Below are 25623 nucleotides of genomic sequence, written 5' to 3'. Positions count from 1 at the left end.
TTTTCAGTAAGCCGATTGTTGAAGGATACTTTATGGCCGTTCACGTAGGCATTATTGATCGCGATCCCATTCGCTTAGTCACTCCATTACTCGACGAGAGAACGGTCAGTCAGCACATCATCTTTATTGGTGTCGACACTCAATTCAGTATGTACGAGAGACTCAATACCGTTCTCTCGGCTCGCGGGATTAGCTGTGAGTTTTTTGAAATTCCCGATGTCGTGAATATCGCAGAAATAAAGCACGCCATTCAACAACTCGCCAACCGACTGAAGCAGCAAAACGAAGAAGTGAAACTCAACGCCAGTTGTGGCTTAAGACATCGGCTACTGTCTGTTTACGAAGTATTTCGGACATTCCACTGGCCAATTTTTGTGGTAGAACCAAACAGCGATAAAATGTGCTGGCTTTACCCAGAAGGTCAAAAAGACGCCCAAGTGCAAGACCATATTACTATTTCGGAATACCTCACTGTTTTTGGGGCTCGGGGGGAATTCAGTGACTATCAACTGCCACCGACCCTTGATGAAAAGCTTTATCGACTTGGCGAAAAATGGGCCAGTAATGCGTTTGAACTCGGTCCGGGACTGGCGACGCTGAACTATCTTGCGACGACCTGCCGTAAAGAACAAAAACTCGACGTTGAACTTTCAGAGAAACAACAGGGCTACAAAGAGCTAAATATGTTGATCAGCGATCTTGTTGACTCTGAAATTGCCCATTACCAATCTGGAGTGCTGACCTTTGTTAACGAAGATGCGCGCCGTTTCTCCAATGGTGAGTGGTTAGAAAACTTGGTACACAGTACCGTTAAGCAAATCCAAGATCAGATACCGACTATTCAAGACCACTCTCTTAACGTTCAAGTCTATCGTAAACGAGGAGAGCAAGAGGTTCGAAATGAACTTGATGTGGCTTCTGTGGTGAATAATAAGCTGCATATTATTGAATGTAAGACCAAAGGCATGCGCGATGACGGTGATGATACACTCTACAAGCTAGAATCATTACGTGACTTACTCGGTGGTCTGCAAGCAAGAGCGATGCTGGTGAGCTTCCGCCCTCTTCGACATCAAGATATCACCCGCGCAGAAGATCTCGGTTTAGCCCTTATTGGTCCCGATGAGTTGACCGATCTGCGTCATCACTTGTCAATGTGGTTCCACGGTGCAGGTGGTATCGACGAACAGTTGTCACTGGCATAACTGCGATAGTCGCCTTGACTAGATAGTCACGTTGCTTAGATAGTCGCCTTGAACAAATAAAAAAGATCGCTTCGATGATGAAGCGATCTTTTTTATTTCAGCTTTACTCGTTTAACTTTTTCACTGTTTTAATAGACGCGCTGCGGCATCGACCACCACACTGATAGAGCGAGTTTCTGCCAAACGAAGGGTTTCATGGTCTGGGGTTTCTGTTTGGGTACGATTCACTATCACGCCCGCGACACAGCCAGCTCTTAACCCTGAACTCGCACACATGGTCAACAGCGTTGCTGATTCCATCTCAAGGTTTAACACCCCCATTTGTTGCCACTCTTCTACCGAGCCCTGAAAACGTCTTACTACACGTCCAGTATGCGTGTCATAACGCTCTTGCCCCGGATAAAAGGTGTCACTCGATGCAGTAATACCAGTATGAACTTGTGCACCTGAGGCGATGGCTGCCTCTCGAAGCGCGAGCGTGACATCAAAGTCAGCGACCGCAGGAAACTCCATCGGTGCAAAGTGCAGACTCGCACCATCTAAACGCACAGAGCCGGTGGTTACGATCATATCTCCGATATTAATATCAGACTGAATCGCACCCGTAGTGCCAACTCTCAAGAAAGTATCAATACCCAGTTGTGCCAGTTCTTCCACGGCAATGGAGGTAGAAGGCCCGCCAATACCGGTTGAACAAACAATCACCGCTTGTCCGTCGATACGGGCGCGATAAAGCGTAAATTCTCGATGACTAGCAAGAAACTCGGGCTGCTCCATCAGGCGGGCAATTTTCTCTACCCGTGCAGGGTCGCCAGGAATAATGGCCAGAGTGGCACCCTGAAGATCTTCTTTTGTCACACCAATATGAAATGCACCCATTATACTCTCCTATTAAATCGAATTTAGGCGGTGACTCTATCTGCTATGGTCTTACTTAGTGAACATTGCTCTTAGTGAACATCGCTCTCAGTGAACATCGGTTACGCTCTCCGCTAAGAGTAAGATAAGCGTAGCGGAATCTCATCACATTAGTCTGAGAAACCACCAACCAACCCCAGCAATCAAATAAGCTTTTCGTCACTTTATTGGTGTAACGTAGCATTTATATTTCATAAAATATTCGACATCAATCACATTAAATCACCCTACTCGTGATCAATTAGCCGAGATTTTCGATTCTTCAATCGGCATCACTTTAGAGCGAAACCTTAGCAACCGCAGCGCGTTGATCGTGACAATCGCCGTTGCCCCACTATCTGCAAGCACCGCTACCCAAAGTCCGGTGATACCTAGCAAACTAGTCACCAAGAACACACCTTTCAACCCAAGGGCTAGCGCAATATTTTGCTTGATATTGCGTAAAGTGGCTCGTGAGAGTTCAATCATAACCGGCAGTTCAGTCAGTCGATTGTGCGTCAAAGCGGCATCGGCGACTTCCAGCGCCACATCCGTTCCTCCCCCCATTGCAACACCAATGTGTGCCGCTTTCATTGCGGGCGCATCATTGATACCGTCACCCACCATGGCGACTTTATGCGTGTCGTTGATATCGTTAACAAACGTCACCTTATCTTGAGGCATTAGGCTCGCTTGGTAATCAATGCCAAGAGGATGAGCGATAGCATACGCACTACGAGGATTATCGCCTGTGAGCATTGTGGCTTTGATACCAAGAGAAGTCAGTGCGCTCATGGCTAACTTGGCTTCTTGTCTCACGGTATCTTGCCAAGCAATCAGACCGACGACACGCTGCTGTTGCAACACCAGCACCACGGTTTTGCCCTGCTGTTCAATATGTTCTATCTGGTCACGCACTGGTTGTTCAATATCGAAGGGCAGCTTAGACGGAGCAGAAAGTTGCCACAAAATGCCCTCAATATGCCCTTGAACGCCCACTCCCGCATTGGCGCTGATCTCGTTTGCCATTGGTAGCTCGATATTTTGCTGTTTAACATATTGCAGCAACGAAACGGCTAACGGGTGATTAGAGCCCGTTTCGATGGCGGCTGCACACGATAATAGCTGTTCACGGCTAGAATGCGGGTCAATCACCACCACATCCGTCACTTGCGGCTTACCCAAGGTCAAGGTTCCGGTCTTATCGAAAGCGATCGACTCAACTGCACCCAGTCGCTCTAAAGCGGCTCCCCCTTTAATCAGAGCGCCTCGGCGCGTAGCTGCCGCTAACCCTGAGGTGATTGCAGCTGGCGTTGAGATCACCAACGCACATGGACAAGCGATTAACAGTAGCGCGAGTCCTCGATAGATCCAGGTATGCCAATCTTGGCTAAACAGTAAAGGCGGCGTAATGATGACCAGCAGAGACACCAGCATCATTAATGGCGTGTACCAACGACTGAACTTATCCAAAAATCGTTCGATTGGCGCTTTATGAGACTCGGCTTGTTCAATCAGATGCAAAATTCTGTCGATGGCGTTTTCACCCTGTTTTGACGTCACTCGCAGTGTCACCACTTTATCGACCAACACCGAACCCGCCATGATCGTGTCACCAAACTGACGCTCTACCGGTAGCGACTCTCCTGTCAGTGCGCTTTCATCAAAACTGGCACTGGTCACCAGCAATTCTGCGTCGGCACACATTCGGTCTCCGGGACCCAGTTGTAGAGTATCGCCAACTTGCAACTCACTCGCCGCTTTTTGTATTGGTTTTCCATCGACCAATACCGTCGCGTCTTCAGGCACCAAAGACATTAAGGCTTTCACGCCACTTCTTGCTTGAGAGGCAGCAAACGCTTCTAATCGCTCACCAATTAAAAACAGCAACAGCACCATCGCAGCTTCGACGGTTTCCCCTAAATAAAGAGCGCCAACCGCGGCAACACTCATCAAGGTTTCAATCGCAAATGGGGTGCCTGATTTGGCAAGTTTGATCGCTTTAGAAGCAATAGGCGCCAAACCGAGTAGGCAGACTAGCGCGTACATTCCTTGGCTGTAATCTGGGTAATACGCTGAGGCTAAACTAGCCGCAAGCATGCCGAACACAATGGCAAGGATATGCCCATTAGATTTGAGAAACGCAAAGCGATCAGTGTCGGCATTTTTCTTGGTCGCGCCGCTGTTATTCACTGGAGAGAGTGTGAAGCCCGCACTTTTAATTGCGGCTTCTATTTGAGCAATTTGCCCAGCATCCGTCACATTCACCAGCAATTTCTCAGTGGCAAACAGAACTTTTGCCTGACCCTCGCCCACCACATTGGTGGCTGCGGTCTCAACCTTACGGGCGCAAGAAGGGCAATCCATTCCGCGAATAAACCAAGCGTGTTGGCTGTGCGATTGCCTCGTGCTGGAAGTTGCCTCGGAGAGCGGCGGTTGCTGTGACGCTTGACTCGAAGAGCAGCAAGCTTGGCCACTGCAATCTTGGCTCGGTGATAAAACGGCGTCAGACTGCTGAGGTCTTAGATTCGGCGAATTCGAAGATAAAGGTTTCACTGCGGATAAAGAGTGAAAAATAGGCTTTTTGCTGCCATCGCTCATAACGGTCATCCTGATAAAGCGGTTGATAATGGCAATTGTAAACCTTGGAGTGGACTCCAAGGTCAAGAAAAAATTAGCCAGATAAGAAGGGTTGCTCTAAGCCTTCTTCATTTTTAGCCACATCTTCGAGTAATACCGCATCATGAGTACAGAATGGCTGTGAGTTGACCGCAAGCAGACTCGGGTCATGTTTGGCGATGCATTCATTGGTTTGTCTTAACTCTTTAAGATGAAAACGCAGCACGATCAATCCTAAGATCCCAAACACAATATTGCCCAGCGCTTGACCGTAAATGACGCCCAGTGCGCCAAGGTGTTGTGCGCCAAGATAAACAAATGGCAAGGTGCCTAAGGTGGCTTTACCTAAATTCAATGCGGTCGAATACAGAGGCTTGCCGAGATTATTAAAACTGGTGTTAGCAACAAATAAGGCCCCATTGAATATAAACGTCACTGCGACATAAGTGGCAAAGGCAACCAAAATCAGAGCGGCATCACCGGTTAATGAAAACAGTTGAACGACTTGCTCGCGAAGCAAATAGAGTATTGCGCAGACCAGCAAGGTATATACAGTAGTAACAATCAATGAATTGCGTAACGTTTCTGACACCCTATCAATACGTTTAGCCCCATAGTTTTGACCAATAATGGGACCTACTGCGCCAGATAAAGCAAAAATCACAGCAAAGCAGACCGGAGTCAGTCGGCCAATGACCGCGTATCCTGCAACAAAATCTTCGCCAAACTTGGCGAGTGCCGTGGTCACTATCGCGTTGGCAATCGGCGTTGCGGTATTGGTGACAATCGCGGGGATCGCAATGGCCAAAATAGCATGAACATCATTCTTTAACGCCTTAACCGATGGCAAACTCAATAACTGATGCACACGGACTAACGGCATAAAAGAGAAATAAAACACGGTAAATCGCGCAATCACTGACGCAATGGCTGCCCCTTCAATATTCCAACCAAAGCCAAAAATAAACAACGGATCTAAGATGGCGTTAACAATCCCGCCCCAGAGCGTCGCCCACATGGATCGCTTTGCATCCCCGGCAGCTCTTAATCCGGCACCACAAGCCATACCCAATGCGATGATTGGACTCGTGGGTAGCAAAATCCACAAATAAGCTTCGGCACGCTCCAGAGCCTCACCGCTTGCGCCAATTGCGGTTAACAATTCAGGAATGTAAAAACACATCACCGCGGTAATCACGGCGCTAATGGCAAAAGCGATCACCAAAACACTGGAGCCTAGTTGCTTGGCATAACGTCTATGTTTTGCACCAATCGCTTTTGACATCAAGGCACCCATCGCGATGGAGGTGCCAATGGATACCGAAGTCGCAAAAAAAGTGAGCGTACCTGCAAACCCAACCGCGGCGGCTAACTCAGTTTGCCCAAGCATACTGATAAACAGCATATCAAGTAGGTCAACAACAAACAGCGACATCAAGCCAATAGAGCCAGTGCCTGACATCACAAGAATATGACGCATCGTTGAGCCTTCAACGAACTTTGCGGATGAATCAGCCATGGTTTTCCTTCATATAGACTAAAAAGAGCGCCGAGGCGCTCTTTATTGTTTCCCTTTCATAAGGTTAGACCGGATGTTTAAAACATGCCTCTAGATTTTTACCAATCGCTCGCAATACATCTCTACGGGTAATGGTGCCGACAAGACGCCCATTATCAATCACCGGATAAACCTTGGGTTTGCCGACTTTCATCATATCCGCCAGTTCGATAATGGACATTTCTGGAGAGACAGAAAGCACTTCTTGGTACATGCAATCACCCACGATATGAGTGTCTTGGCAGTGATAGCTGACCTTAACCAATTTATCCAGTAAGTCCTGTTCAGAAATAAAACCAATCACACGCTCTTGGTCGTCAATCACCGGACCACCGAGATGGGTCGACTGCATCACTTTATCCAATGCCGCACTCAGTGGCATATCCTTGGTAAAGGTGACCGTTCTTTGTGTCATATAGTCTCTAACTTTCAACGATTCCATAGCTATCTCCTTGCAACCCAATCAGTAAACACTGAAGCATTTTCCTACTATTGGCTGACTTTACGAAATGGGATATAACAATACCTGCAATCGTTGATGACTATCATCGCTGTTCGGCATATTTGCTGTTCGACATATTGCTGTTAGGCACATTACTACTAGGTCGATTACTGTTAGGTCGATCGCATTTTGTGCAATGTTCATCCCGTATTCCTCTAAGATTAAGACCAAAGTTAATAATTTGCCTATTAAATTGTTAAATTATTTAACAATTGCTTTCGCTGACACGTCAAAAGGTCGCAACAAAAAAGCCAGCCCTTTCGGACTGGCAATGCCTTTGCACACAACAACTAATAGGCAAGTTAACTTAACGATATAAATAGCTCATGATAAATTGCTCATGATAAACAGCTAATAACAAGTCGCTCATGCTTAAGCCGCTTTCTGACTTAACTGCACTTGATCATCGACCACACGGACATCAAAACACTTCAGTGAAAGCGTCGGATCTTCAAAACACTCGCCAGTTTTAAGATTGAAGTGCTGCTTATAAAGTGGCGAAGCTACACACGGTTCACCCTCTATTGAGCCCATGATTCCACGAGACATGACATACGCCTTGCCAAACGGGTCGTAATTACACAGCGCGTACAGTGACTCACTGCGCTGGCAATAAAATATCGCCACTTGTTGCTCGTCAAACTTGGCGCACACACCCGTTTGCGGCACAAGATCAGTTTTTGCACAAACAGTTATCCAATCACTCATGATTTTTCCTCCAAAAACAGTTTAGATTCATCTCTTTTAACAAGCCGGTTTACTCAACTTCAACCACATCAATGCGTTGTTCTAATATCAGAGACTCTTTCTTATTCTCTGTTGGCAAGCGTTGATCACGCACGGTCACAAACTGCAGGTTGCCATCCATTTCGTCACTGTTGATGTAATGACGGAAACGCTTAAGTTTTTCTGGGCTTTCCAAGGTGGTTTTCCACTCACACTGATATTTGCCCACATTGGTATTCATGTCGTTTTCCAGCTCTTGAGCCAGACCTAATTTGTCATCAATAATGACTTGTTTAAGGTAATCAATACCGCCCTCTAGGTTCTCCAACCAGACTGACGTTCGTTGTAGACGGTCAGCGGTACGAATATAGAACATCAAAATACGGTCGATATAGTTAAGCAGCGTCTGTTCATCAAGGTCGGTTGCAAACAGATCCGCATGACGTGGACGCATACCACCGTTACCGCAGACATACAGGTTCCAGCCTTTATCCGATGCAATCACACCGATATCTTTAGACTGCGCTTCCGCACATTCGCGGGTACAGCCCGACACCGCAAACTTCAGCTTGTGAGGCGCTCGCAAGCCTTTGTAGCGGTTTTCAATATCAATCGCCAAGCCAACGCTGTCCGCGACCCCATAACGGCACCAAGTGCTACCCACACAAGATTTCACCGTTCGTACTGACTTGCCGTAGGCATGCCCTGTTTCAAAACCAGCATCCACCAATTTCTTCCAAATGTCTGGCAGCTCATTTAATTGCGCTCCGAACAGGTCAACACGCTGTCCACCCGTGATCTTGGTATAGAGATCGTACTCTTTCGCCACTTCACCCAACACAATCAACTTTTCTGGTGTGATTTCACCGCCAGGGATACGTGGAACAACCGAGTAAGTACCGTCTTTTTGCATGTTACCCAAGTAGATATCATTGGTGTCTTGCAACTCCATATGTTGATCTTCAAGGATATAATCATTCCAATAAGAGGCGAGAATCGAACCTGCGGTCGGCTTACAGATTTCACAGCCTAGACCTTTACCATGCTTCTCCAATAACTCATCAAAAGTGGCAATCTTATTGACGCGAATAATGTCACTCAATTCTTGACGAGAATAAGCAAAGTGTTCGCACAGATCGTTGTTCACTTCTACGCCAAGGTTAAGCAGTTCAGAATCTAATACTTGTTTGGCAAGTGCGGCACACCCACCACAACCTGTCGAGGCGTTAGTGGTCTCTTTAAGCGCGCCCATGGTGGTGCAACCATCCGCGACCGCTTGCTTGATATCACCTTTAGTGACGTCGAAACACGAACAGATCACGGCGGTATCCGGCAATGCTTCGACCCCCATCGCTGAAGAACTGTCATCCGCGACATTCGGTAAGATCAGCACGGACGGATTCTCAGGCAGTGGCATATCGTTTTGCTTTAATTGCAATAAAGTGCCGTATGCTTCCGCATCACCAACCAGAACAGCGCCGACGATCTTGCTACCATCCTCAGACACAATCAGTCGTTTATAAACCTGTTCAATCTCGTCGTTATAGGTATAGGATTGCGCGCCCGGTGTGCGACCATGAACTTCGCCGATACTGGCAACATCCACTCCTAACAATTTGAGTTTGGTGCTCATGTCAGAGCCAGTAAACGCTTGTGGGTCACTCGGATTTAGAATATGAGCCGCAGCGACTTTCGCCATTTGATAACCCGGCGCAACCAAGCCAAAAATCTTGTTGTCCCAAAGCGCGCACTCACCGATGGCGTAGATATCTAACTCGCTGGTTTGACAGAAGTTATCAATCACTATGCCGCCGCGCTCACCAATTTGAATATCCGCTTGTCGAGCCAGTTCATCTTGTGGACGGATACCCGCAGAAAATACCACGACATCCGTTTCCAAGTAGGTGCCATCAGCAAAATTGAGTCGATAACGCGACTCTTCACCAGCAACGATTTCCGTGGTCGCTTTGTCTGTATGAACACTAACGCCCAAATTTTCTATTTTACGACGCAGCAGCGCGCCGCCGCCTTCGTCAAGTTGCACCGCCATCAGTCGAGGGGCAAACTCAACCACGTGAGTTTCTAGTCCTAAGTTCTTGATGGCGTTTGCCGCTTCAAGACCTAACAGACCCCCACCGATGACGACACCGCTTTTACTGACTTGGCTTGAAGCCTCGATCGCATCAAGATCTTCAATAGTACGATAGACATGACAATGCTCCTGATCTTTACCGGGAATCGGTGGCACAAATGGGAAAGAGCCGGTTGCCAAAATTAGCTTGTCGTAGGCTTCGGTGCGTCCACTTTCGGTAACCACTTGCCCATTCTGTTTATCAATCGAGACGACCTTGTCCGACACCACATACGAAATTCCATTGCTCTCATAATAGGCTTCATCGGTCAGGGCTAAGTGACTGGCATCTTTATCTTCATCGAAGTAGCTTGTCAGCTGAACTCGGTCATAGGCCAACCTAGGCTCATCAGAAAAGGTTATCACCTGATATTCTTCCGTCTTGGCGGCAATTATGCTGTCGATAAACTTGTGACCGACCATACCATTGCCGACGACAACAATCCTTTGTTTACTCATATCACTTCCTTCCAATGTTTAAGCTGACAACTTAAGTTTTTGTTGTTTATTTTGAGCCGTACCCGACTCGATTGCAGCGCGGGTATTGAGCTGAGATAGCCACTGCATCTGTTCAGCAACCGTGACGACCTTACCGATAACAATAAGCGCAGGTGACTGGATGCGATGCTGCTGTTTTATCTGTTCAAGATCTGACAACTGCCCGATATAGGTTCTTTGCTCTGGGCAGCAACCTTTTTCGATAATGGCAACCGGTGTGGTTGCTGCCATTCCGGATTCGATTAGGTTGTCAGAGATCCACTGCGCTTTACTTAACCCCATATAAATCACAATGGTTTGGTTCAACTCAGCCAGCGCGCGCCATTTCACCTCTAAACTTTTCTCTGCGTGGGCAGTAATAAACGTACAGCTTTGCGCTAAGCCACGATGAGTCAGTGGGATATCAGCATAGGTAGTACAGCCGGAAGCCGCGGTAATGCCCGGAACAACGGATACTTCAATACCATGCTGTGCTAACCACAACATCTCTTCACCGCCACGCCCAAATACAAAGGCATCGCCCCCTTTTACTCGACACACCGTTTTGCCTGCCAATGCTTGATCAAGCAGTGTTTGGTTGATCTCTTTTTGAGTGTAGCTATGGCAGTTTTTCGCTTTGCCAACATAGAGTTGGGTAACGTCGCTGGGGAATAATTCACGGATCCCTTCACTGACCAAGTTGTCGTATATGATGACATCGGCATTCTCGATGGCTCTAACGGCTCGGAGTGTCAGTAAGTCAGGATCACCCGGACCGGCGCCGACTAATGTCACTTGAGTTTGTTGCGGCTTGCTTCCTTTCATCTTTCTCTCCATTACCCACTCTTCCTTGGGGGCTAATTTGTTACGAATTTGTACAAGCAATATGAATGCCAATATTAAGATCGCACTCACCAGTCAAGATTAACAGTCATAAAAACAACCATTTACAACAAAGAAACCAGATAAAACCGACTTGTTAACAAGTCTAATTGAAATCATAAAAGTACACTTTTTGAGCCACTACAGTGCACACAAAACCAAAACGGTGCACAAATCACATCAAACACAACAGTTTAGGAGCAAATTACCTATCTACCACTTTAGTGGTAGATAGGTTAAGTTGTTGTTATTTAATTCTTTTTATAATAAATAGCCACTTTTAAGCATCTAATGCACAATGGCGCACATCTTGCTTAAATATTAACATTACAAAATATAAAAGGCGGTCGATATGAGCAAGGAAGGCTGGATAAAGACAACGTGCGCATACTGTGGTGTTGGCTGTGGAGTAGAAGCCAGACCCATGAGCAATGGATTATTAGAGATCAGGGGTGACAAACAACACCCCGCCAATTTCGGTAAGCTCTGCACTAAGGGGATTGCGCTCGGTGAGACGGTTATCACCGATGGTCGACTGTTGGCTCCAACATTGGTGACCGATAAAACCCAATCACGGCAAGAGCAAACTCTAAGTTGGGACGACGCCACTCAGCTTGTTGCCGAAAAATTCAAACAAACCATACAAGAACACGGTCCAGATTCAGTGGCATTTTATGTTTCTGGTCAGCTGCTTACTGAAGATTACTATGTCGCCAATAAACTCATTAAGGGTTTTATTGGCACTGCGAACATTGACAGCAACTCTCGTCTTTGTATGGCGTCCAGTGTGGTGGGTCACAAACGCGCATTTGGTACCGATACGGTGCCGGTGGTCTATCAAGATTTAGAGCATGCCGACTTGGTTGTTTTAACTGGCTCAAACCTCGCTTGGTGTCACCCTGTGCTGTTTCAACGCCTCAAGATCGCCAAACAAACTCGCCCAGAAATGAAAGTCGTCGTTATCGATCCCCGACAAACCGCGACCTGTGAAATTGCAGATTTACACCTGGCAATCGAATCAGGCTCCGATGTGGCGTTATTTAATGGTTTACTCCGCTATCTCGCCGATCACGACCAACTCAATCAAGCCTATATCAGCCAGCATACCCAAGGCTTCGAATCGGCATTGCAAGGCTGCCTTAACGTTGTGCAAGCCGCTGAGATAACCGGTATTGATAGCGAGCTTCTAACACAGTTCTATCAACTGTTTGCCGATACCGACAAAACCATCACCGTCTACTCGCAAGGCGTCAATCAATCGAGCCAAGGGGCAGACAAGGTGAACAGCATTCTCAACTGTCATCTGGCGACGGGGCGTATCGGTCAACAAGGTTCAGGACCGTTTTCGGTCACAGGACAACCCAACGCAATGGGGGGACGCGAGGTGGGAGGATTGGCAAATACCCTAGCGTCTCATCTCGAGTTTGATAAACCCGAAGATGTTGAACTGGTCAAAGCCTATTGGGAAAGTGACAATGTCACGACCAAGCCCGGACTCAAGGCGATAGATCTGTTTGACGCTATCGATGCCGGTAAGGTGAAAGCGGTATGGATAATGGCGACAAATCCCGTCGTTAGCCTACCCGACACAGAAAAAGTAAAACGCGCCCTCGCTAATTGCCCTTTTGTTGTCGTCTCGGATTGCATCAAGGAAACGGAAACCACCGCACTGGCTGACCTACTGCTGCCTTCTCAAGGATGGAGTGAAAAGTCGGGGACGGTCACCAACTCTGAGCGTCGTATTTCGCGCCAAAGACGTATCCTCGCCAGTCCCGGTATGGCAAAGCCTGATTGGTGGATACTGACTCAAGTCGCGAAAAAAATGGGCTATAGCCGCGCCTTTAACTATCTTCACGAAGGGCAGATTTTTAACGAATACGCCAAAATGACCACAATTAACAATACCCGTGGGGAGAACCGAGATCTCAATTTGATTGGTTTAACTCAGCTTGATGATAGCGGCTACAGCAAGTTGACTCCGCAACAGTGGCCGGTTTTAGAATATCAGACCGAACTACAGCACCAGCGCATGTTTAGCAATGGTCAGTTTTACACCGCATCAGGCAGAGCCAATTTTGTTACCGTCCAATACAGCAAACCTAAATCGACCACTGATCAGCGCTACCCGCTGTTATTAAATAGTGGACGCGCAAGAGATCACTGGCACACGATGTCGAGAACAGGGCTCGCACCGAGCTTGGCAATGCACACGCCTGAGCCTTATGTCAGCGTCCACCCTGATACCGCCAAGCAATTCAAACTGACCGAGGGTGGCATCGCCAACATCAGTAACGGCGACATCGATATTCAAGCTCGAGTCGACCTTGACTCAGGAATGGCACGCAACCAGATCTTTATGCCTATCCATTGGAATGAAGCGACCGCGAGCAATGGCAAACCTTGCGCATTAATTGCGCCATACGCTGATCCCATTTCAGGTCAACCAGAATTTAAGCATACCCCAGTCAAGGTGGAATCATGGGCATATCGCTGTGAAGCCTTAGTGCTAACCCGCTCACCCCTTGATTTGGGCAGCATGGATTATTGGGTGAAACAAAAGTTGCCGCAGGGTTATCTCTATCGTGTCGCGAGTCAAACCGCTTCCACGGATTTAGTGCTGCAACTATCCCAACTGATGCAGTCGGAAACAGGAAAAACGCTCGCTTATGATGGACAAGAGAGTGAATATCGCCAAGCCATCGTACGCGCAGACCGAATGCAACGCGCCTTTGTTGTGAAGCAACAGTTATCCGACGACGATTTAGAATGGTTAAAGGCGTTATTTGACGAAACCGAAGCCGACAGCATCGAACAACAGTTCCTCGCGATTTAGGGCTTTTTACATTTACCAATTCAAGAAGCAAAAAAGCACCTTGTTCAATGTGAGCAAGGTGCTTTTTATTAACACTTTTTATTAACACTTTCTATTAACATAGAGATTGCGTTTTAGCTGACCACTTCCCCAGTGCCACCTGATTGGCAATAGAATGCCCAGCATTCCATGGCTTTGTCACGCGCCTGCTGCCAATCACCTCCAATGGCAAACAGTGCCGCGGTTAAGGTATCAACCACAGTATGTGCCATCAACGACCACTCTTCTTGCGGTGTCTCAAGTGGGCAGCTGGTTGGCAAAGGAATTTCTTTGTCCATAAATTCCGGCAAGTAACACGAGTGAACTTGGTCAGCTTCTACCCACCACACCGTTTGGCTCACTTTAGGATTATATTCGGCCTCACCACCTTGCCCCTTAAATGAGAGCATACGCTGATACTCACGCACGCCACTACTTTGGCGTGCCAAAAGATGCTCTACCTGAGCATGCAGCTCTTGAAAGCCGGGGTGAAAACTGCCGCGCATTCCGTAGGGCGCATCGGATGGGTTCATCGCCCGAATGACCGTATTTATTGGCGTTCTTAATCCATATCGGTGTTTCCAATCCAGCATACGCTTAGCAAGTGGACTGAAACTTTCTAAGGAGAGGTAAACGATATTATCTCTGCCAATGATTTGTTGCGCTTGTTCTAAGCTATCCGCTTGAGAGATATTGAGGTTTTGAAGGTAATCGCGGGCATGGATGCGATCACTCTCTTTATCCAAATCGCCATGTAAAAAGACTTTCACACCCTGTTGTGCCAAAAGCAGCGCTGCCAGCAGATGCCACGGTTTTCCTGATGTCGCCCCGACGCGTTTACCCGCGTACAGCGGCCAATCGAAATCAGCTCGAACGGGTTGTTGACTCGCTTTCAGACCTTCAACAAAACCGGCGATTTCTTCTGGTGTTTCATCACGCACACGAATAAGCATTAACAGCATCGCCATCTGGTCATCGTCAAACTCACCCGCGACAAATTGCTCCATAACTTGTCTTGCTTGCTCTTGCGTCAACGGACCTCTTCCGCGCGAACCACGTCCCACGGTACGAATGCACTCTTTAATTAAAGACACAATTATTCCCTTAAAACGACTATAACATTTGTGTCACTTTTACCATGTTGACAAAAGAAAGACAAAAAAAAGGTGCCAGCCTATCGGGAAGCTCGCACCATGCTAAACGGTAGTGTGAAACTACCAAATCTCAATATAGGGGAATAACACTCTTCAAAGTTAACCGCTATTCATATAACGCGTAGCAAGTAAAGTACCAAGATTGGCAATGACCGTTATTCATACACTTAAAGGCAATTTGAACAAAATATCACTCTCTAACAATAGTAGGCGCACCAAGACAGTGCGGCGCTATTAACTTATTGCTCAATTATAGACCATCGCTTGCGCTAGCCAGCGGCGAAACAGAGATGTGTTCTGGTTCGATTATCGCTATAATTCCCCATCCCTTTATCACAATCAGTTGACGCTATGCCTTGCCACCAAATTCGTTTTATCGCCACCGACATGGACGGTTCGCTGCTCAATGAACAGGGTCAATTACCCGACGGTTTCTTTCCATTGTTTGAACAAATCGACAAGCACGATATCCTTTTTGCTGCTGCTTCTGGGCGCCAGTATTACAGTCTGGCGGAGACCTTTGCATCCATCAAAGATCGTATGTTGTTTATTGCCGAGAATGGCACGCTAGTCATTCAAAACGATGAAATCCTATACAGTTGTGGGATCGAAAAATCCGTCACCGATAAGGTGATCAAACAGACAAGAGAACTGGACGGTGCTTTTGTTGTGCTGTGTGGCAAAAAATCCGCTTATATCGAAACCCAAGATGCTACGGCAGTAGAAGAGATTAAAAAGTACTATCACCGCTGCCAATACGTCGACGATCTCACCCAAGTTAACGACGAGTTTATCAAGGTCGCTATCTGCCATTTTTCAGGCACACAAGACAATGTCTACCCAACGGTAAACACGGCATTTGGGCAAGAGTTGCAAGTGGTCGTGAGTGCCAAGATTTGGCTAGACGTGATGAACAAGAGTGCCTCAAAAGGCACGGCGATTGAATTCTTACAGCAACGATTTGATTTTACTCAGCAACAGACGATGAGTTTTGGTGACTATTTCAATGATGTTGAAATGTTGAAAGTGAGTGATTTTTCTTATGCGATGGATAACGCCCATCCAGAGATCAAAGCACTCGCCAACTATATCGCGCCAAGCAACCGCGACTCTGGGGTACTAACGGTTATTCGTGACTATTTGCAAGATTTAGAGCAATAAGTCAGAGATTGATGATGGCCTGTCGCAAAACCGTTCGCCACAGGCCCATTCATTAATGACTTTCCCAGCGACCCGCCGCTTGATTATCACTCTCTCGAGCTTCAATCCAGCGTTCGCTATCCGCAACACGTTCTTTCTTCCAGAAAGGCGCTTGGGTCTTGAGGTAATCCATAATGTATTCACACGCCTCAAATGCTGCGCCGCGATGGGCGCTCGACACCGCAACCAGCACAATCTGATCACCGACATCCAATGCCCCAACGCGATGTATCACACGCACGCCATTAAGTGGCCAGCGCTCAGTCGCTTGTTGGCAAATAGCATTGAGCGACTTTTCAGTCATCCCTGGATAATGCTCTAGGGTAAGACCAGTGACGTTGTCCCCAAGGTTCATATCTCGAACCTTGCCGGCAAACGTCACCACCGCACCAGCCTGATTATCTTGAGCGAGTTGTTGGTATTCAAAACCGAGATCGAAATCTTGCTGCTGTACCGAAACAGAGATGCTCATGATCAGCCTCCCGTAACAGGTGGGAAAAACGCCACCTCATCGCCCGCCGTCACCGGACTATCCAAAGGAGAGATATTTTGATTGATCGCCACCAACAGTTTGCCGCTATCAAGAGCTAACTCCCATTGACGTCCCTTTGATGCCAGATGGACGCGAATCTCTTCTGCGGTGGTAAAAGCTGGCTCGAGCTCCAAAGCATCTTGACCGATTAACTCGCGCGTTTGGGCAAAAAACAAAACTTTAATCATGATCCCGCCTTAAAGTGTCCTGATTTCCCGCCAGTTTTTTCTAGCAGTCTTACCGATTCAATCACCATATCTTTTTGAACTGCTTTGCACATATCATAGATGGTTAACGCTGCGACTGAAGCTGCGGTCAACGCCTCCATCTCGACGCCCGTCTTGCCTGCTAGTTTGCATACTGACTCGATACGGACTTTATTCTCCGCCTCAATCGCTTGCAATTGGACTTCGACTTTAGACAACAACAGCGGGTGGCAAAGCGGGATCAAATCCCAAGTCTTTTTCGCCGCTTGAATACCCGCCAATCGAGCCGTGGCAAAAACGTCGCCTTTATGGTGATTACCAGAGACAATCATTGCCAGAGTTTCTGGTGCCATATGAACAAACGCCTCTGCTCTCGCTTCACGAACCGTATCCGCTTTGGCGGAAACATCCACCATATTGGCTTCACCCGAGGCATTAATATGGGTAAATTCAGACATGGGGTTTCCTTATAGGCTGAGGTGAGGCATAAAATTACACGGACGATGGCTGGCATCTAGCTGCTGCTTGATGATTTTAGTCCAACCGGTTCGACATGCGCCAGTTGAGCCCGGCATAGCAAAAATGACCGTGTGATTAGCAAAACCCGCAATCGCGCGCGACTGGATAGTCGACGTGCCAATTTCTTCATAAGAAACCATACGGAACAACTCGCCAAAACCCTCAACTTGTTTATCAAACAGTGGAACCAAAGCCTCTGGAGTGCTATCACGAGAAGTAAAACCGGTACCGCCAGTAATCATCACCGCTTGTACCGATTCATCCGCAATCCACTTCGACACAATCGCACGGATCTGATAGATATCATCAATCACGATCTGTTTATCTGCCAAGGTATGTCCAGCGTCTTGAAGGTTTTCGACTAAGTAACGACCAGAGGTATCGTTTTCTTCAGTTCTGGTATCAGAAACAGTTAACACCGCTATGTTTGCAGGCACAAATTTGCTCTCTGCGTGACCCATGTTGCTCACCCCTAAAATAATAAAAATGGTTAGTTGGCGGTAAAGTTAACCGCCAATAGATGCCAAGTTCGGCGTCATTCCCGAATTTCCATCGTGGAGGAAATGACTCACCGACTTGTTTTGTAATTGAGTTTGAATGCGCTCAATCAGAGCGTTCTCTTGTGAGTCGTGTTGCAGCAGATCTCTTAGATCCACCCCTTGCTCACCAAACAGGCATAAATGCAGCTTACCCATTGCCGACACTCTTAAGCGATTGCAGCTTTCACAAAAGTTCTTTTCGTAAGGCATAATCAAGCCAATCTCACCTTGATAATCGGCATGAACAAACACCTGTGCCGGTCCATCACTCTCACCTTTCGCTTTTAAGATCCAGCCATTGGCAATCAATTGATTACGAATTTCGACCCCGGAGACATGGTGGTTATTAAATAACTCGTCCATCTCACCGGTTTGCATCAATTCGATAAAGCGAAGTTGGATCGGGCGATCCTTGATCCACTGTAGAAACTCCGGAAGCTGCTTAGCGTTGCGGTCTTTCATCAACACCACATTCACTTTCACCTGCGGGTAACCAATTTCCAGCGCACGATCGATCCCAGCCATCACATCGAAGAATTTATTTTCTCCGGTGATCTGGTGAAACATACGCGGATCTAGGCTATCAACACTGACATTGATGTGGGTCAACCCAGCCTCTCGCCAAGTAGCCACTTGCTTCGCCATGCGATAGCCATTGGTCGTCGTCGCTACCTTACGAATACCCTGCGTATTCGCAACCGCTTCGATAATCTGTGGAAAATCTTTTCGTAGACTCGGCTCTCCACCGGTAATTCTGACCTTAGAAGTACCGCAATCAGCGAACGCCGTCACCACGCGTTTGATTTCTTCAAGCGTCAAAAAAGCAGGTCGTTTTCGACCTGGCGGTTGGTAGCCATCGGGTAGGCAATATGTACATCGGAAGTTACAGACGTCTGTAACCGATAGACGCAAGTAATAAAACTTGCGATGGAATTTATCTTCAAATTGTTGCGCCACGGAACACCTTTCCAAACACGGGAGGCAGAATCATTTCCAATCATGCCCTTGTGACCTTTAGCCACTGGCTGAGCTAGCATATCAACGCGACTTAGCTAACAAAGCTCGGAGTTATTTATGGCAGTTAACGGAACTTGTCTCGATAACAGCTATGATGAGTAAAATACTCAATTCTGACTCGGTTTTCCAGCACCAAAAGAGATTATGCGGGATCCGTTCATGGTTTTATTATAGTTGAGTATCTGACATCAAGCATTTCGCCTATTATCATCACTAAATGTCATCAATAAAATAACCATAAAGAATTACTCACTATGTCTCTATTTGATTCCAAGCGTGTCGTCGCTGTTGGCGGCGGTCACGGTTTAGGTCGATTACTCGCCGCCCTCAGCGAGTTTGGGTGTAACGCTACTGGCATCGTCGCAACGACGGATAATGGCGGTTCGACCGGAATAATTCGTGATAACTTTGGCGGCATCGCATGGGGCGATACCCGAAACTGTATCAATCAGTTGATTACTGAGCCCTCAATCAGTTCGATGATGTTTGAATACCGCTTTAAAGGTCGTGGCGACTTACATGGACATAACCTAGGCAATTTAATGTTAACGGCATTAGATAACCTCTCGGTCAGACCGCTGGAAGCGATCAACCTGATCCGCGGGATGTTAAAGGTCGATGTCAATATTATCCCCATGTCTGAACATCCTTCTGATCTCACCGCGCTGACAACCAAGGGCGCATGGATCACTGGAGAAACCAGCGTTGATGTCGCAGAAGAAGATTTGTTAAGACTTGATCTCGACCCCAGCGTTCCGGCGACCAAAGAAGCGGTTGAAGCCATTGAGCACGCCGACTGCATTGTACTGGGGCCGGGTAGCTTTCTCACCAGTATTATGCCGCCGTTGCTGCTGCCTGAGTTAAGCCGTGCGCTAGAACAAAATCGACAAGCCAAACTCATCTTTGTTGAGAACCTATCACCGGAGTATGGTCCCGCGGGGCGAATGACGCTTGAACAAAAGATTACTTGGTGTGAGCGCGCCATGCATGGTCGAAAATTGGACATTATTTTAGGGCAAGATCCTCACCCAGAAATTGAAGATAAATGGAATTTTGTCACCACACCTCTCGCGTCATCCAATCGAGACTGGCGTCACGACAGGGATAAATTGAAGCAAGCGATCATTAGCTTAATGTAAACATCGACTTAAGGGGAAATATTAACTTAAGGAAAACATTGAGTTGAGATAAACATTGGCTGAGCAAAATATTGAGTGAACAAAATATCGAGGGGACAACATAAAGCAACAACCATCACAGTGACGACTCGGTTGAGCCACTGTGATGGTTGATATTAATCAGACTCCAGCGTGGCAAGGACTTGTTGATAACAGCCAAGTGTACGCTGTAACAGCAGTAAGAACGCATCAACCCTTGCTAGGTCGTGACGATACGCGCCATCCTTGACTTCGTCGTCGACCTCCGTCGCCACCTGACAAAGATCTTCAGCGCCAAAACTGGCTGCGCTACTTTTCAATGAATGGCAAATTTCTTGGAACTGACTTGCCTGCTCTGTCTCTGTGGTCAACGCGGCTTGATACTGTTCAAGCTCTGAGGTAAATATCCCCAGTAAAATCGGTAGGTTATCCGCCCCGATTTCATTACGCAAAGAGTCGATGGTTTTGGTATTCATCTCCATTATGCTTGTGCCTCATTCGCCGTCCAGGCTTGAATCTTACGGTAAATCGTCGATGGACTCACATCCAAATACTTAGCCGCTTGAGGGATATTGCCATCACAGGCTTTAATGGCACTTTCTATCGCTATTCGCTCTATCTTGGACAGTGGCAAGATATTTTCCGGTGTTAAGTGGCTACTTGTTACCTGAGCGACCACCTTATCTTCTTCAATTGGCACATTGAGTGGCGGTGGCAGCATATCAAGACGGATCTCTTTGCCCTGATTAAGTACCACAACGTTACGCAGCACATTTTGCAACTGGCGGACATTGCCCGGCCATTCGTATTGCGTAAATCGCTCAATCACTTCAGGCGCAAAGCGAACAAAACTTTTCCCTTCTTCATAAGACATGAAACCTAGTAAAGAGTAGGCAATTTCGATGACGTCGTCTTCACGCTCTCGCAAGGGCGGCAGATGAAGTGGGATAACATAAAGGCGGTAATACAAATCTTCTCGAAAACGACCGGCTTGAACCTCTTGCCAAGGGTCACGGTTAGTCGCACAAACAAAGCGGACATCGACTTTCTTCATGCTTGAAGATCCCACTTTCTGAAACGTACCAGTCTGAATAAAGCGCAACAATTTAGTCTGTAGCTCTAAATCCATCTCACACAGTTCATCAAGAAACAAGGTGCCGCCATCGGCAAGCTCTGCAGCCCCTTGTCTGTCACCTGCTGCTCCAGTAAATGCGCCTTTGACGTGACCAAACAGTTCGCTCTCAATAAGATCCTTAGGAATCGCGGCACAGTTAATGGCAATAAACGGTTTATCCCCTCTTTTACTGGCGGCGTGAATTGCCTCAGCGCACACCTCTTTACCCGTACCACTTTCCCCGGTGATAAAGATACTGGCTTTACTCGAAGCGGCAGAGTCAATGGTGCGATAAACCGCTAGCATGGTTTGGCTACTGCCAATAAAGCCTTGATAGGTCTGAGTACCTGTATCGTTAAACTCTTGCTTTAGCTTGGAGGCTTTGCGGATGGCATTAGTCACCGTGATCCTTAAGCGGTCAGGTTCACAGGGTTTAATCAAAAAATCTTGCGCCCCATGCTGCATGGCATCGACCGCAGTATCAATCGAACCATGGGCGGTCATAAAGATCACCGGAACATCGGGGTTGAACTGTGTCACTTTATCCAACACATCCATACCGGTCATGTCAGGCAGGCGCAGGTCGAGCAAAATTAAGTCTGGCGTTCTATGGGCAAGACTGTCTATCGCATCGCGTCCATTGCCAACAATATTGATATCAATACCTAAAGGGGCTAAGTATGACCGATAAAGTGCAGCAACCGAAGCGGTGTCTTCTACCATCAGTAGATAGCGCGACTTAGGTTCGGTAAGGTTATTTTGCATAAGTCCTAGTTAACTATCGTTGTGTTGTATCGACTGCCCCGTGTATTCGTTAAGCACAAGGCGGTCATTTTAATAATATTTTTTATAAGGCTATCAAAGAGCTTGTTTAATGTTAACTATTTACGATGAAATGTTGTCGAAGCTTCTCTATCTCATCACGTTTTTCTGCGGCTGCTTCAAATTCTAGGTTCTGTGCGTGCTGGTACATCTGCGTTTCAAGCGCTTGGATCTGCTTCTCAATATCTTGTGGAGACAACGCGACATAGCTTTGCGAAGGCTCTGCCACTTTCGACAACGGAACCTGTTTACTCGCCTTCGCTTTATTGCCTTTGGTGACGCTACCGAGCTCCATAATATCTTTAACGTTGCGTTTTAGCGCTTGAGGTACCAGATTATGCTGTTTGTTGTAGGCATCCTGCTTTTCTCTGCGACGTTCCGTCTCGTCAATCGCTCTTTTCATCGACTTAGTAATCGTATCACCATAAAGGATCGCTTTACCTTTGAGGTTACGTGCTGCTCGCCCTATGGTCTGAATCAATGAGCGCTCCGAACGCAAGAAGCCTTCTTTATCCGCATCAAGAATGGCAACTAATGAAACTTCTGGCATGTCCAAACCCTCACGAAGCAAGTTAATGCCCACCAGAACATCAAACTCACCTAAGCGCAGATCGCGAATGATTTCTACACGCTCAACCGTATCAATATCTGAGTGCAGATAGCGAACCCGCACATCGTGCTCAGCCAAGTACTCGGTGAGATCTTCTGCCATCCTTTTGGTCAGCGTGGTGACGAGCACTCGCTCCTCAATTGCGGCGCGAGCTCTTACTTCTGAGAGTAAATCATCAACTTGAGTCGCGACTGGTCTGACTTCAATTTCTGGGTCCAACAAACCGGTAGGGCGAACCACTTGGTCAGCAATATCAGTGCCCGATTTCTCCAATTCGTAAGGTCCTGGTGTCGCGGAAACAAAAATCGTCTGCGGCGCTAAGCTCTCAAATTCGTCAAATTTCAGTGGGCGGTTATCCAATGCTGACGGCAATCTAAAACCGTACTCGACTAATGTCTCCTTGCGAGATCGGTCGCCTTTATACATCGCACCAATTTGTGGCACGGTAACATGGGATTCGTCAATGATAAGTAGACCATCGGCTGGCAGATAGTCAAATAGCGTCGGTGGCGGCTCCCCTTCACTGCGACCACTGAGGTATCTTGAGTAGTTTTCAACACCCGAGCAAAAGCCCAGCTCATTCATCATCTCGATATCGAACTGGGTCCGTTGACTAATACGCTGCTCTTCCAGCAGTTTGTTACTGTCTTTGAGAAACTGTTGGCGCTGAGCGAGTTCCAATTTAATATTTTCAATCGCCTCAAGGATACGTTCTCTTGGGGTGACATAGTGCGTTTTGGGATAAATAGTGAAACGAGCGAGATCTCTTTGGGTAATCGCCCCGGTTAACGGGTCAAATAAGCTAATGCACTCAACCTCTTCATCAAACATCTCCAAGCGAACCGCCTCTTGCTCAGATTCTGCCGGGAATATGTCAATCACCTCGCCACGTACTCTGAAATGACCCCGTTCAAAGGTCATATCGTTACGGGTATATTGTAGCTCTGCTAAGCGTCTTAGGATCGCGCGCTGATCGATAACATCGCCTCGGGTAACGTGCAGCATCATTTTTAGATAAGAATCGGGATCGCCCAGGCCATAAATCGCCGATACAGAGGCGACAATAATGGCATCTTTACGCTCTAGCAGTGCCTTAGTCGCTGATAGCCTCATCTGTTCGATATGCGCATTCACAGAAGAGTCTTTTTCTATAAAGGTATCCGTGGTCGGCACATACGCTTCCGGTTGATAGTAATCATAGTAAGAAACAAAATATTCAACCGCATTATTTGGAAAGAAAGACTTCATCTCACCATAAAGCTGTGCCGCCAGCGTCTTATTCGGGGCTAACACTATTGCCGGGCGCTGTGCTTGCGCTATCACATTCGCCAATGTGAATGTTTTGCCCGAGCCCGTCACTCCTAATAAGGTTTGGTGAGCTAACCCTGACTCCAAGCCATCAAACAGTTTCTCTATCGCTGCTGGTTGATCTCCTGAGGGTTGATACTCAGAGGAGAGTTGAAAATATTTATCCATGAATGCGCCCTTTTTGATTCTTGGCTGTATTTCACATCTAGCTGACAAAATTTGCAACCTCAAGTCGCGCGTTGAAAAACATTTCTCAGGTTTTCCACACTTTTTCCCCAACTTACTGAGACTTTAGCGATTGAATTGACGAACAAATAAGGACACCAATCAACAACCTAAATATAAAAATAAGCAAAACAGCCACTTAAATAATCACTGACAAAGTTATTCACAAATTATTTGTCATACAATCTTGCTCAATCGTCTTAAAGTACCACTATTAACAAGTTTATCCACAAATTTGGTGGATAACTAACTCCGACTCTGATGAGACAAGGCATCCAGAAAAGTAAAGACCATTTTATCTGTTTTTTATCGCCGTGATGGAAGCAAGTCACTGTTTTTAAAATAGCAATTGTCCCAAGTCGTTACAGTCTGATTTTTAACCCGTTTCACTTTCTGCCTTAAAAGTGTCCAGAACGTTACTGTTTGGCACTCTGGCATGCTTTTTCCCCATTCTTTGCTAACATCGTTTTAGACTAAGCCAATACTGTCAGGTTTTTTACAACCAAAAAACTCGCCGATATAATGTTCACAAATTAACCAGAAAGAGGTTCGAATACATGAAGCTAAGTGAAGAAGCAATACAAGTTACTAAGTGTTTAGCAACGTAACATCGCACAAGCTAAATCTATTATAAATGAACTTAAACCTGCTCAAGTAATCGAGCATTACGATGGCATACTTTATCGCCTATCTTCTTACGGATTTACTATAGCCGATCAAAGCTAACAGTATTAGGCGGGCTGCATCAACCGAATTGAAACCTCTATTTTAGTATTGCAAGAGATGACGTGTACCATAACAACAAAGGTATCTTGAATGGCAGTTATTAACCTCAACAATTCACATACACAGATAGACTGTGAAAAGCTTAAGCCAAGAGAACAAATGCTAGAGAAGGCCTTCGACTTTCATACGATGTGCACAGATTCAAGCAGAAATAGCTTGTATTGCGTTCATTCCGTAATATCTGGTTTAGCATTAGAAATCATACTCAAAAGTTTCAATTCGGTAGAAACTGAAGTTCAAAGTGAACACATTACCAAGTATGCATACAACCGAAGCAATAAGCCCAGAGAAAATCACGATTTAGTGTCATTGTTAGATAATGTGCCATTAACCATCAAAACACATCTATTCAATGAGCGAGACATAGAGATAATCAAAGCGTATCGGGACGTTTTCTTTAATGGTCGATACCTGTACGAGAAAACGGCTAGAGATAGATTTGATAATAGTTTTATCAAACTAGTCGGAAGAACGATCTTCAAAATGATCTGCTTGTACAAGAATCAGGGGTCAGTTGACCCATTCATCACCTATATTGATGATGAAACTTTAGAAAGCTATCGTCAGGAGTTATATCGATTATAAG

At 46.6% G+C, this 25623-nt stretch carries 21 protein-coding genes and 1 riboswitch; of the genes, 5 read left to right on the top strand and 16 right to left on the bottom strand.

Annotated elements, in window-relative coordinates:
- Positions 1-32: 32 nt before the first annotated feature.
- Entirely contained in the window at positions 33-1205 is a 1173-nt protein-coding gene (locus L9Q39_RS05325; protein ID WP_237484073.1) for a DUF1887 family protein, read from the top strand.
- 120 nt (positions 1206-1325) lie between these two features.
- Here L9Q39_RS05325 and udp read toward each other — a convergent pair whose 3' ends face one another.
- The 7 genes from udp to cobA form a co-directional block, all read right to left on the bottom strand.
- Complete coding sequence (gene udp / locus L9Q39_RS05320; protein WP_237484072.1) at positions 1326-2084, bottom strand: uridine phosphorylase; 759 nt, start codon at positions 2082-2084, stop codon at positions 1326-1328.
- Between the two features lie 276 nt (positions 2085-2360).
- A complete protein-coding gene (locus L9Q39_RS05315; protein ID WP_435532807.1) occupies positions 2361-4712 on the bottom strand; it encodes a zinc/cadmium/mercury/lead-transporting ATPase in 2352 nt (783 codons plus the stop codon).
- A gap of 64 nt (positions 4713-4776) precedes the next feature.
- Complete coding sequence (locus L9Q39_RS05310) at positions 4777-6240, bottom strand: MATE family efflux transporter (protein WP_237484070.1); 1464 nt, start codon at positions 6238-6240, stop codon at positions 4777-4779.
- Between the two features lie 64 nt (positions 6241-6304).
- Complete coding sequence (locus L9Q39_RS05305) at positions 6305-6721, bottom strand: CBS domain-containing protein (protein ID WP_237484069.1); 417 nt, start codon at positions 6719-6721, stop codon at positions 6305-6307.
- A 432-nt stretch (positions 6722-7153) separates the two neighbouring features.
- Complete coding sequence (gene nirD / locus L9Q39_RS05300; RefSeq protein ID WP_237484068.1) at positions 7154-7489, bottom strand: nitrite reductase small subunit NirD; 336 nt, start codon at positions 7487-7489, stop codon at positions 7154-7156.
- Between the two features lie 49 nt (positions 7490-7538).
- Positions 7539-10097 carry a nitrite reductase large subunit NirB gene (nirB, locus tag L9Q39_RS05295; RefSeq protein ID WP_237484067.1) on the bottom strand — a complete coding sequence of 853 codons (2559 nt, stop codon included), beginning with the start codon at positions 10095-10097 and terminating at the stop codon, positions 7539-7541.
- Positions 10098-10115: 18 nt separating this feature from the next.
- On the bottom strand, positions 10116-10940 hold the full coding sequence (gene cobA, locus L9Q39_RS05290) for a uroporphyrinogen-III C-methyltransferase (protein WP_237484066.1): 825 nt from the start codon (positions 10938-10940) through the stop codon (positions 10116-10118).
- A 409-nt stretch (positions 10941-11349) separates the two neighbouring features.
- Here cobA and L9Q39_RS05285 point away from each other — a divergent pair, with 409 nt between their 5' ends.
- Positions 11350-13830, top strand: coding sequence for a molybdopterin oxidoreductase family protein (locus L9Q39_RS05285; RefSeq protein ID WP_237484065.1), 2481 nt, complete (start codon positions 11350-11352; stop codon positions 13828-13830).
- 113 nt (positions 13831-13943) lie between these two features.
- Here the strand turns inward: L9Q39_RS05285 and L9Q39_RS05280 are convergent, their stop codons facing one another.
- The gene (locus L9Q39_RS05280) at positions 13944-14942 is read right to left on the bottom strand and encodes a glycosyl transferase family protein (protein WP_237484064.1); all 999 of its coding nucleotides are present in this window, start codon (positions 14940-14942) and stop codon (positions 13944-13946) included.
- A gap of 411 nt (positions 14943-15353) precedes the next feature.
- On the opposite strand from L9Q39_RS05280, the gene L9Q39_RS05275 reads away from it, so the two are divergent.
- Positions 15354-16163, top strand: a complete 810-nt coding sequence (locus tag L9Q39_RS05275; RefSeq protein ID WP_237484063.1) for a Cof-type HAD-IIB family hydrolase — start codon at positions 15354-15356, stop codon at positions 16161-16163.
- Positions 16164-16215: 52 nt separating this feature from the next.
- On the opposite strand, the gene moaE is transcribed toward L9Q39_RS05275, so the two are convergent.
- The 5 genes from moaE to moaA form a co-directional block, all read right to left on the bottom strand.
- Complete coding sequence (gene moaE / locus L9Q39_RS05270; protein ID WP_237484062.1) at positions 16216-16674, bottom strand: molybdopterin synthase catalytic subunit MoaE; 459 nt, start codon at positions 16672-16674, stop codon at positions 16216-16218.
- Between the two features lie 2 nt (positions 16675-16676).
- Positions 16677-16922, bottom strand: coding sequence for a molybdopterin synthase sulfur carrier subunit (gene moaD, locus L9Q39_RS05265; protein ID WP_237484061.1), 246 nt, complete (start codon positions 16920-16922; stop codon positions 16677-16679).
- Complete coding sequence (gene moaC / locus L9Q39_RS05260; RefSeq protein ID WP_237484060.1) at positions 16919-17398, bottom strand: cyclic pyranopterin monophosphate synthase MoaC; 480 nt, start codon at positions 17396-17398, stop codon at positions 16919-16921. The genes moaD and moaC overlap by 4 nt, the downstream gene beginning before the upstream one ends.
- A gap of 9 nt (positions 17399-17407) precedes the next feature.
- Positions 17408-17920: a molybdenum cofactor biosynthesis protein B gene (gene moaB / locus L9Q39_RS05255; RefSeq protein WP_237484059.1), complete on the bottom strand. Its 513-nt coding sequence runs from the start codon at positions 17918-17920 to the stop codon at positions 17408-17410.
- 45 nt (positions 17921-17965) lie between these two features.
- Positions 17966-18955 (bottom strand): GTP 3',8-cyclase MoaA, encoded by a 990-nt coding sequence (moaA, locus tag L9Q39_RS05250; protein ID WP_237484058.1) that lies wholly within the window; start codon positions 18953-18955, stop codon positions 17966-17968.
- A riboswitch (molybdenum cofactor riboswitch) is annotated at positions 18944-19078 on the bottom strand. (Overlaps the previous gene by 12 nt.)
- Positions 19079-19269: 191 nt before the next feature.
- Here moaA and yvcK point away from each other — a divergent pair.
- Positions 19270-20154 carry a uridine diphosphate-N-acetylglucosamine-binding protein YvcK gene (gene yvcK / locus L9Q39_RS05245; RefSeq protein WP_237484057.1) on the top strand — a complete coding sequence of 295 codons (885 nt, stop codon included), beginning with the start codon at positions 19270-19272 and terminating at the stop codon, positions 20152-20154.
- Positions 20155-20309: 155 nt separating this feature from the next.
- Here yvcK and L9Q39_RS05240 read toward each other — a convergent pair whose 3' ends face one another.
- The 3 genes from L9Q39_RS05240 to uvrB form a co-directional block, all read right to left on the bottom strand.
- Positions 20310-20648 (bottom strand): Hpt domain-containing protein, encoded by a 339-nt coding sequence (locus L9Q39_RS05240; RefSeq protein ID WP_237484056.1) that lies wholly within the window; start codon positions 20646-20648, stop codon positions 20310-20312.
- 5 nt (positions 20649-20653) lie between these two features.
- Positions 20654-22051: a quorum-sensing sigma-54 dependent transcriptional regulator LuxO gene (luxO, locus tag L9Q39_RS05235; RefSeq protein ID WP_237484055.1), complete on the bottom strand. Its 1398-nt coding sequence runs from the start codon at positions 22049-22051 to the stop codon at positions 20654-20656.
- Between the two features lie 112 nt (positions 22052-22163).
- Complete coding sequence (gene uvrB, locus L9Q39_RS05230; protein WP_237484054.1) at positions 22164-24194, bottom strand: excinuclease ABC subunit UvrB; 2031 nt, start codon at positions 24192-24194, stop codon at positions 22164-22166.
- A gap of 873 nt (positions 24195-25067) precedes the next feature.
- Here uvrB and L9Q39_RS05225 point away from each other — a divergent pair.
- Positions 25068-25622 carry a hypothetical protein gene (locus tag L9Q39_RS05225; RefSeq protein ID WP_237484053.1) on the top strand — a complete coding sequence of 185 codons (555 nt, stop codon included), beginning with the start codon at positions 25068-25070 and terminating at the stop codon, positions 25620-25622.
- Position 25623 lies beyond the last annotated feature (1 nt).

Source organism: Vibrio hippocampi (assembly GCF_921292975.1).
In the GTDB taxonomy this organism is placed as follows: domain Bacteria; phylum Pseudomonadota; class Gammaproteobacteria; order Enterobacterales; family Vibrionaceae; genus Vibrio; species Vibrio hippocampi.
The sequence above is the reverse complement of the archived record's forward strand: the minus strand, read 5'-3'. Positions and strand labels throughout refer to the sequence as shown.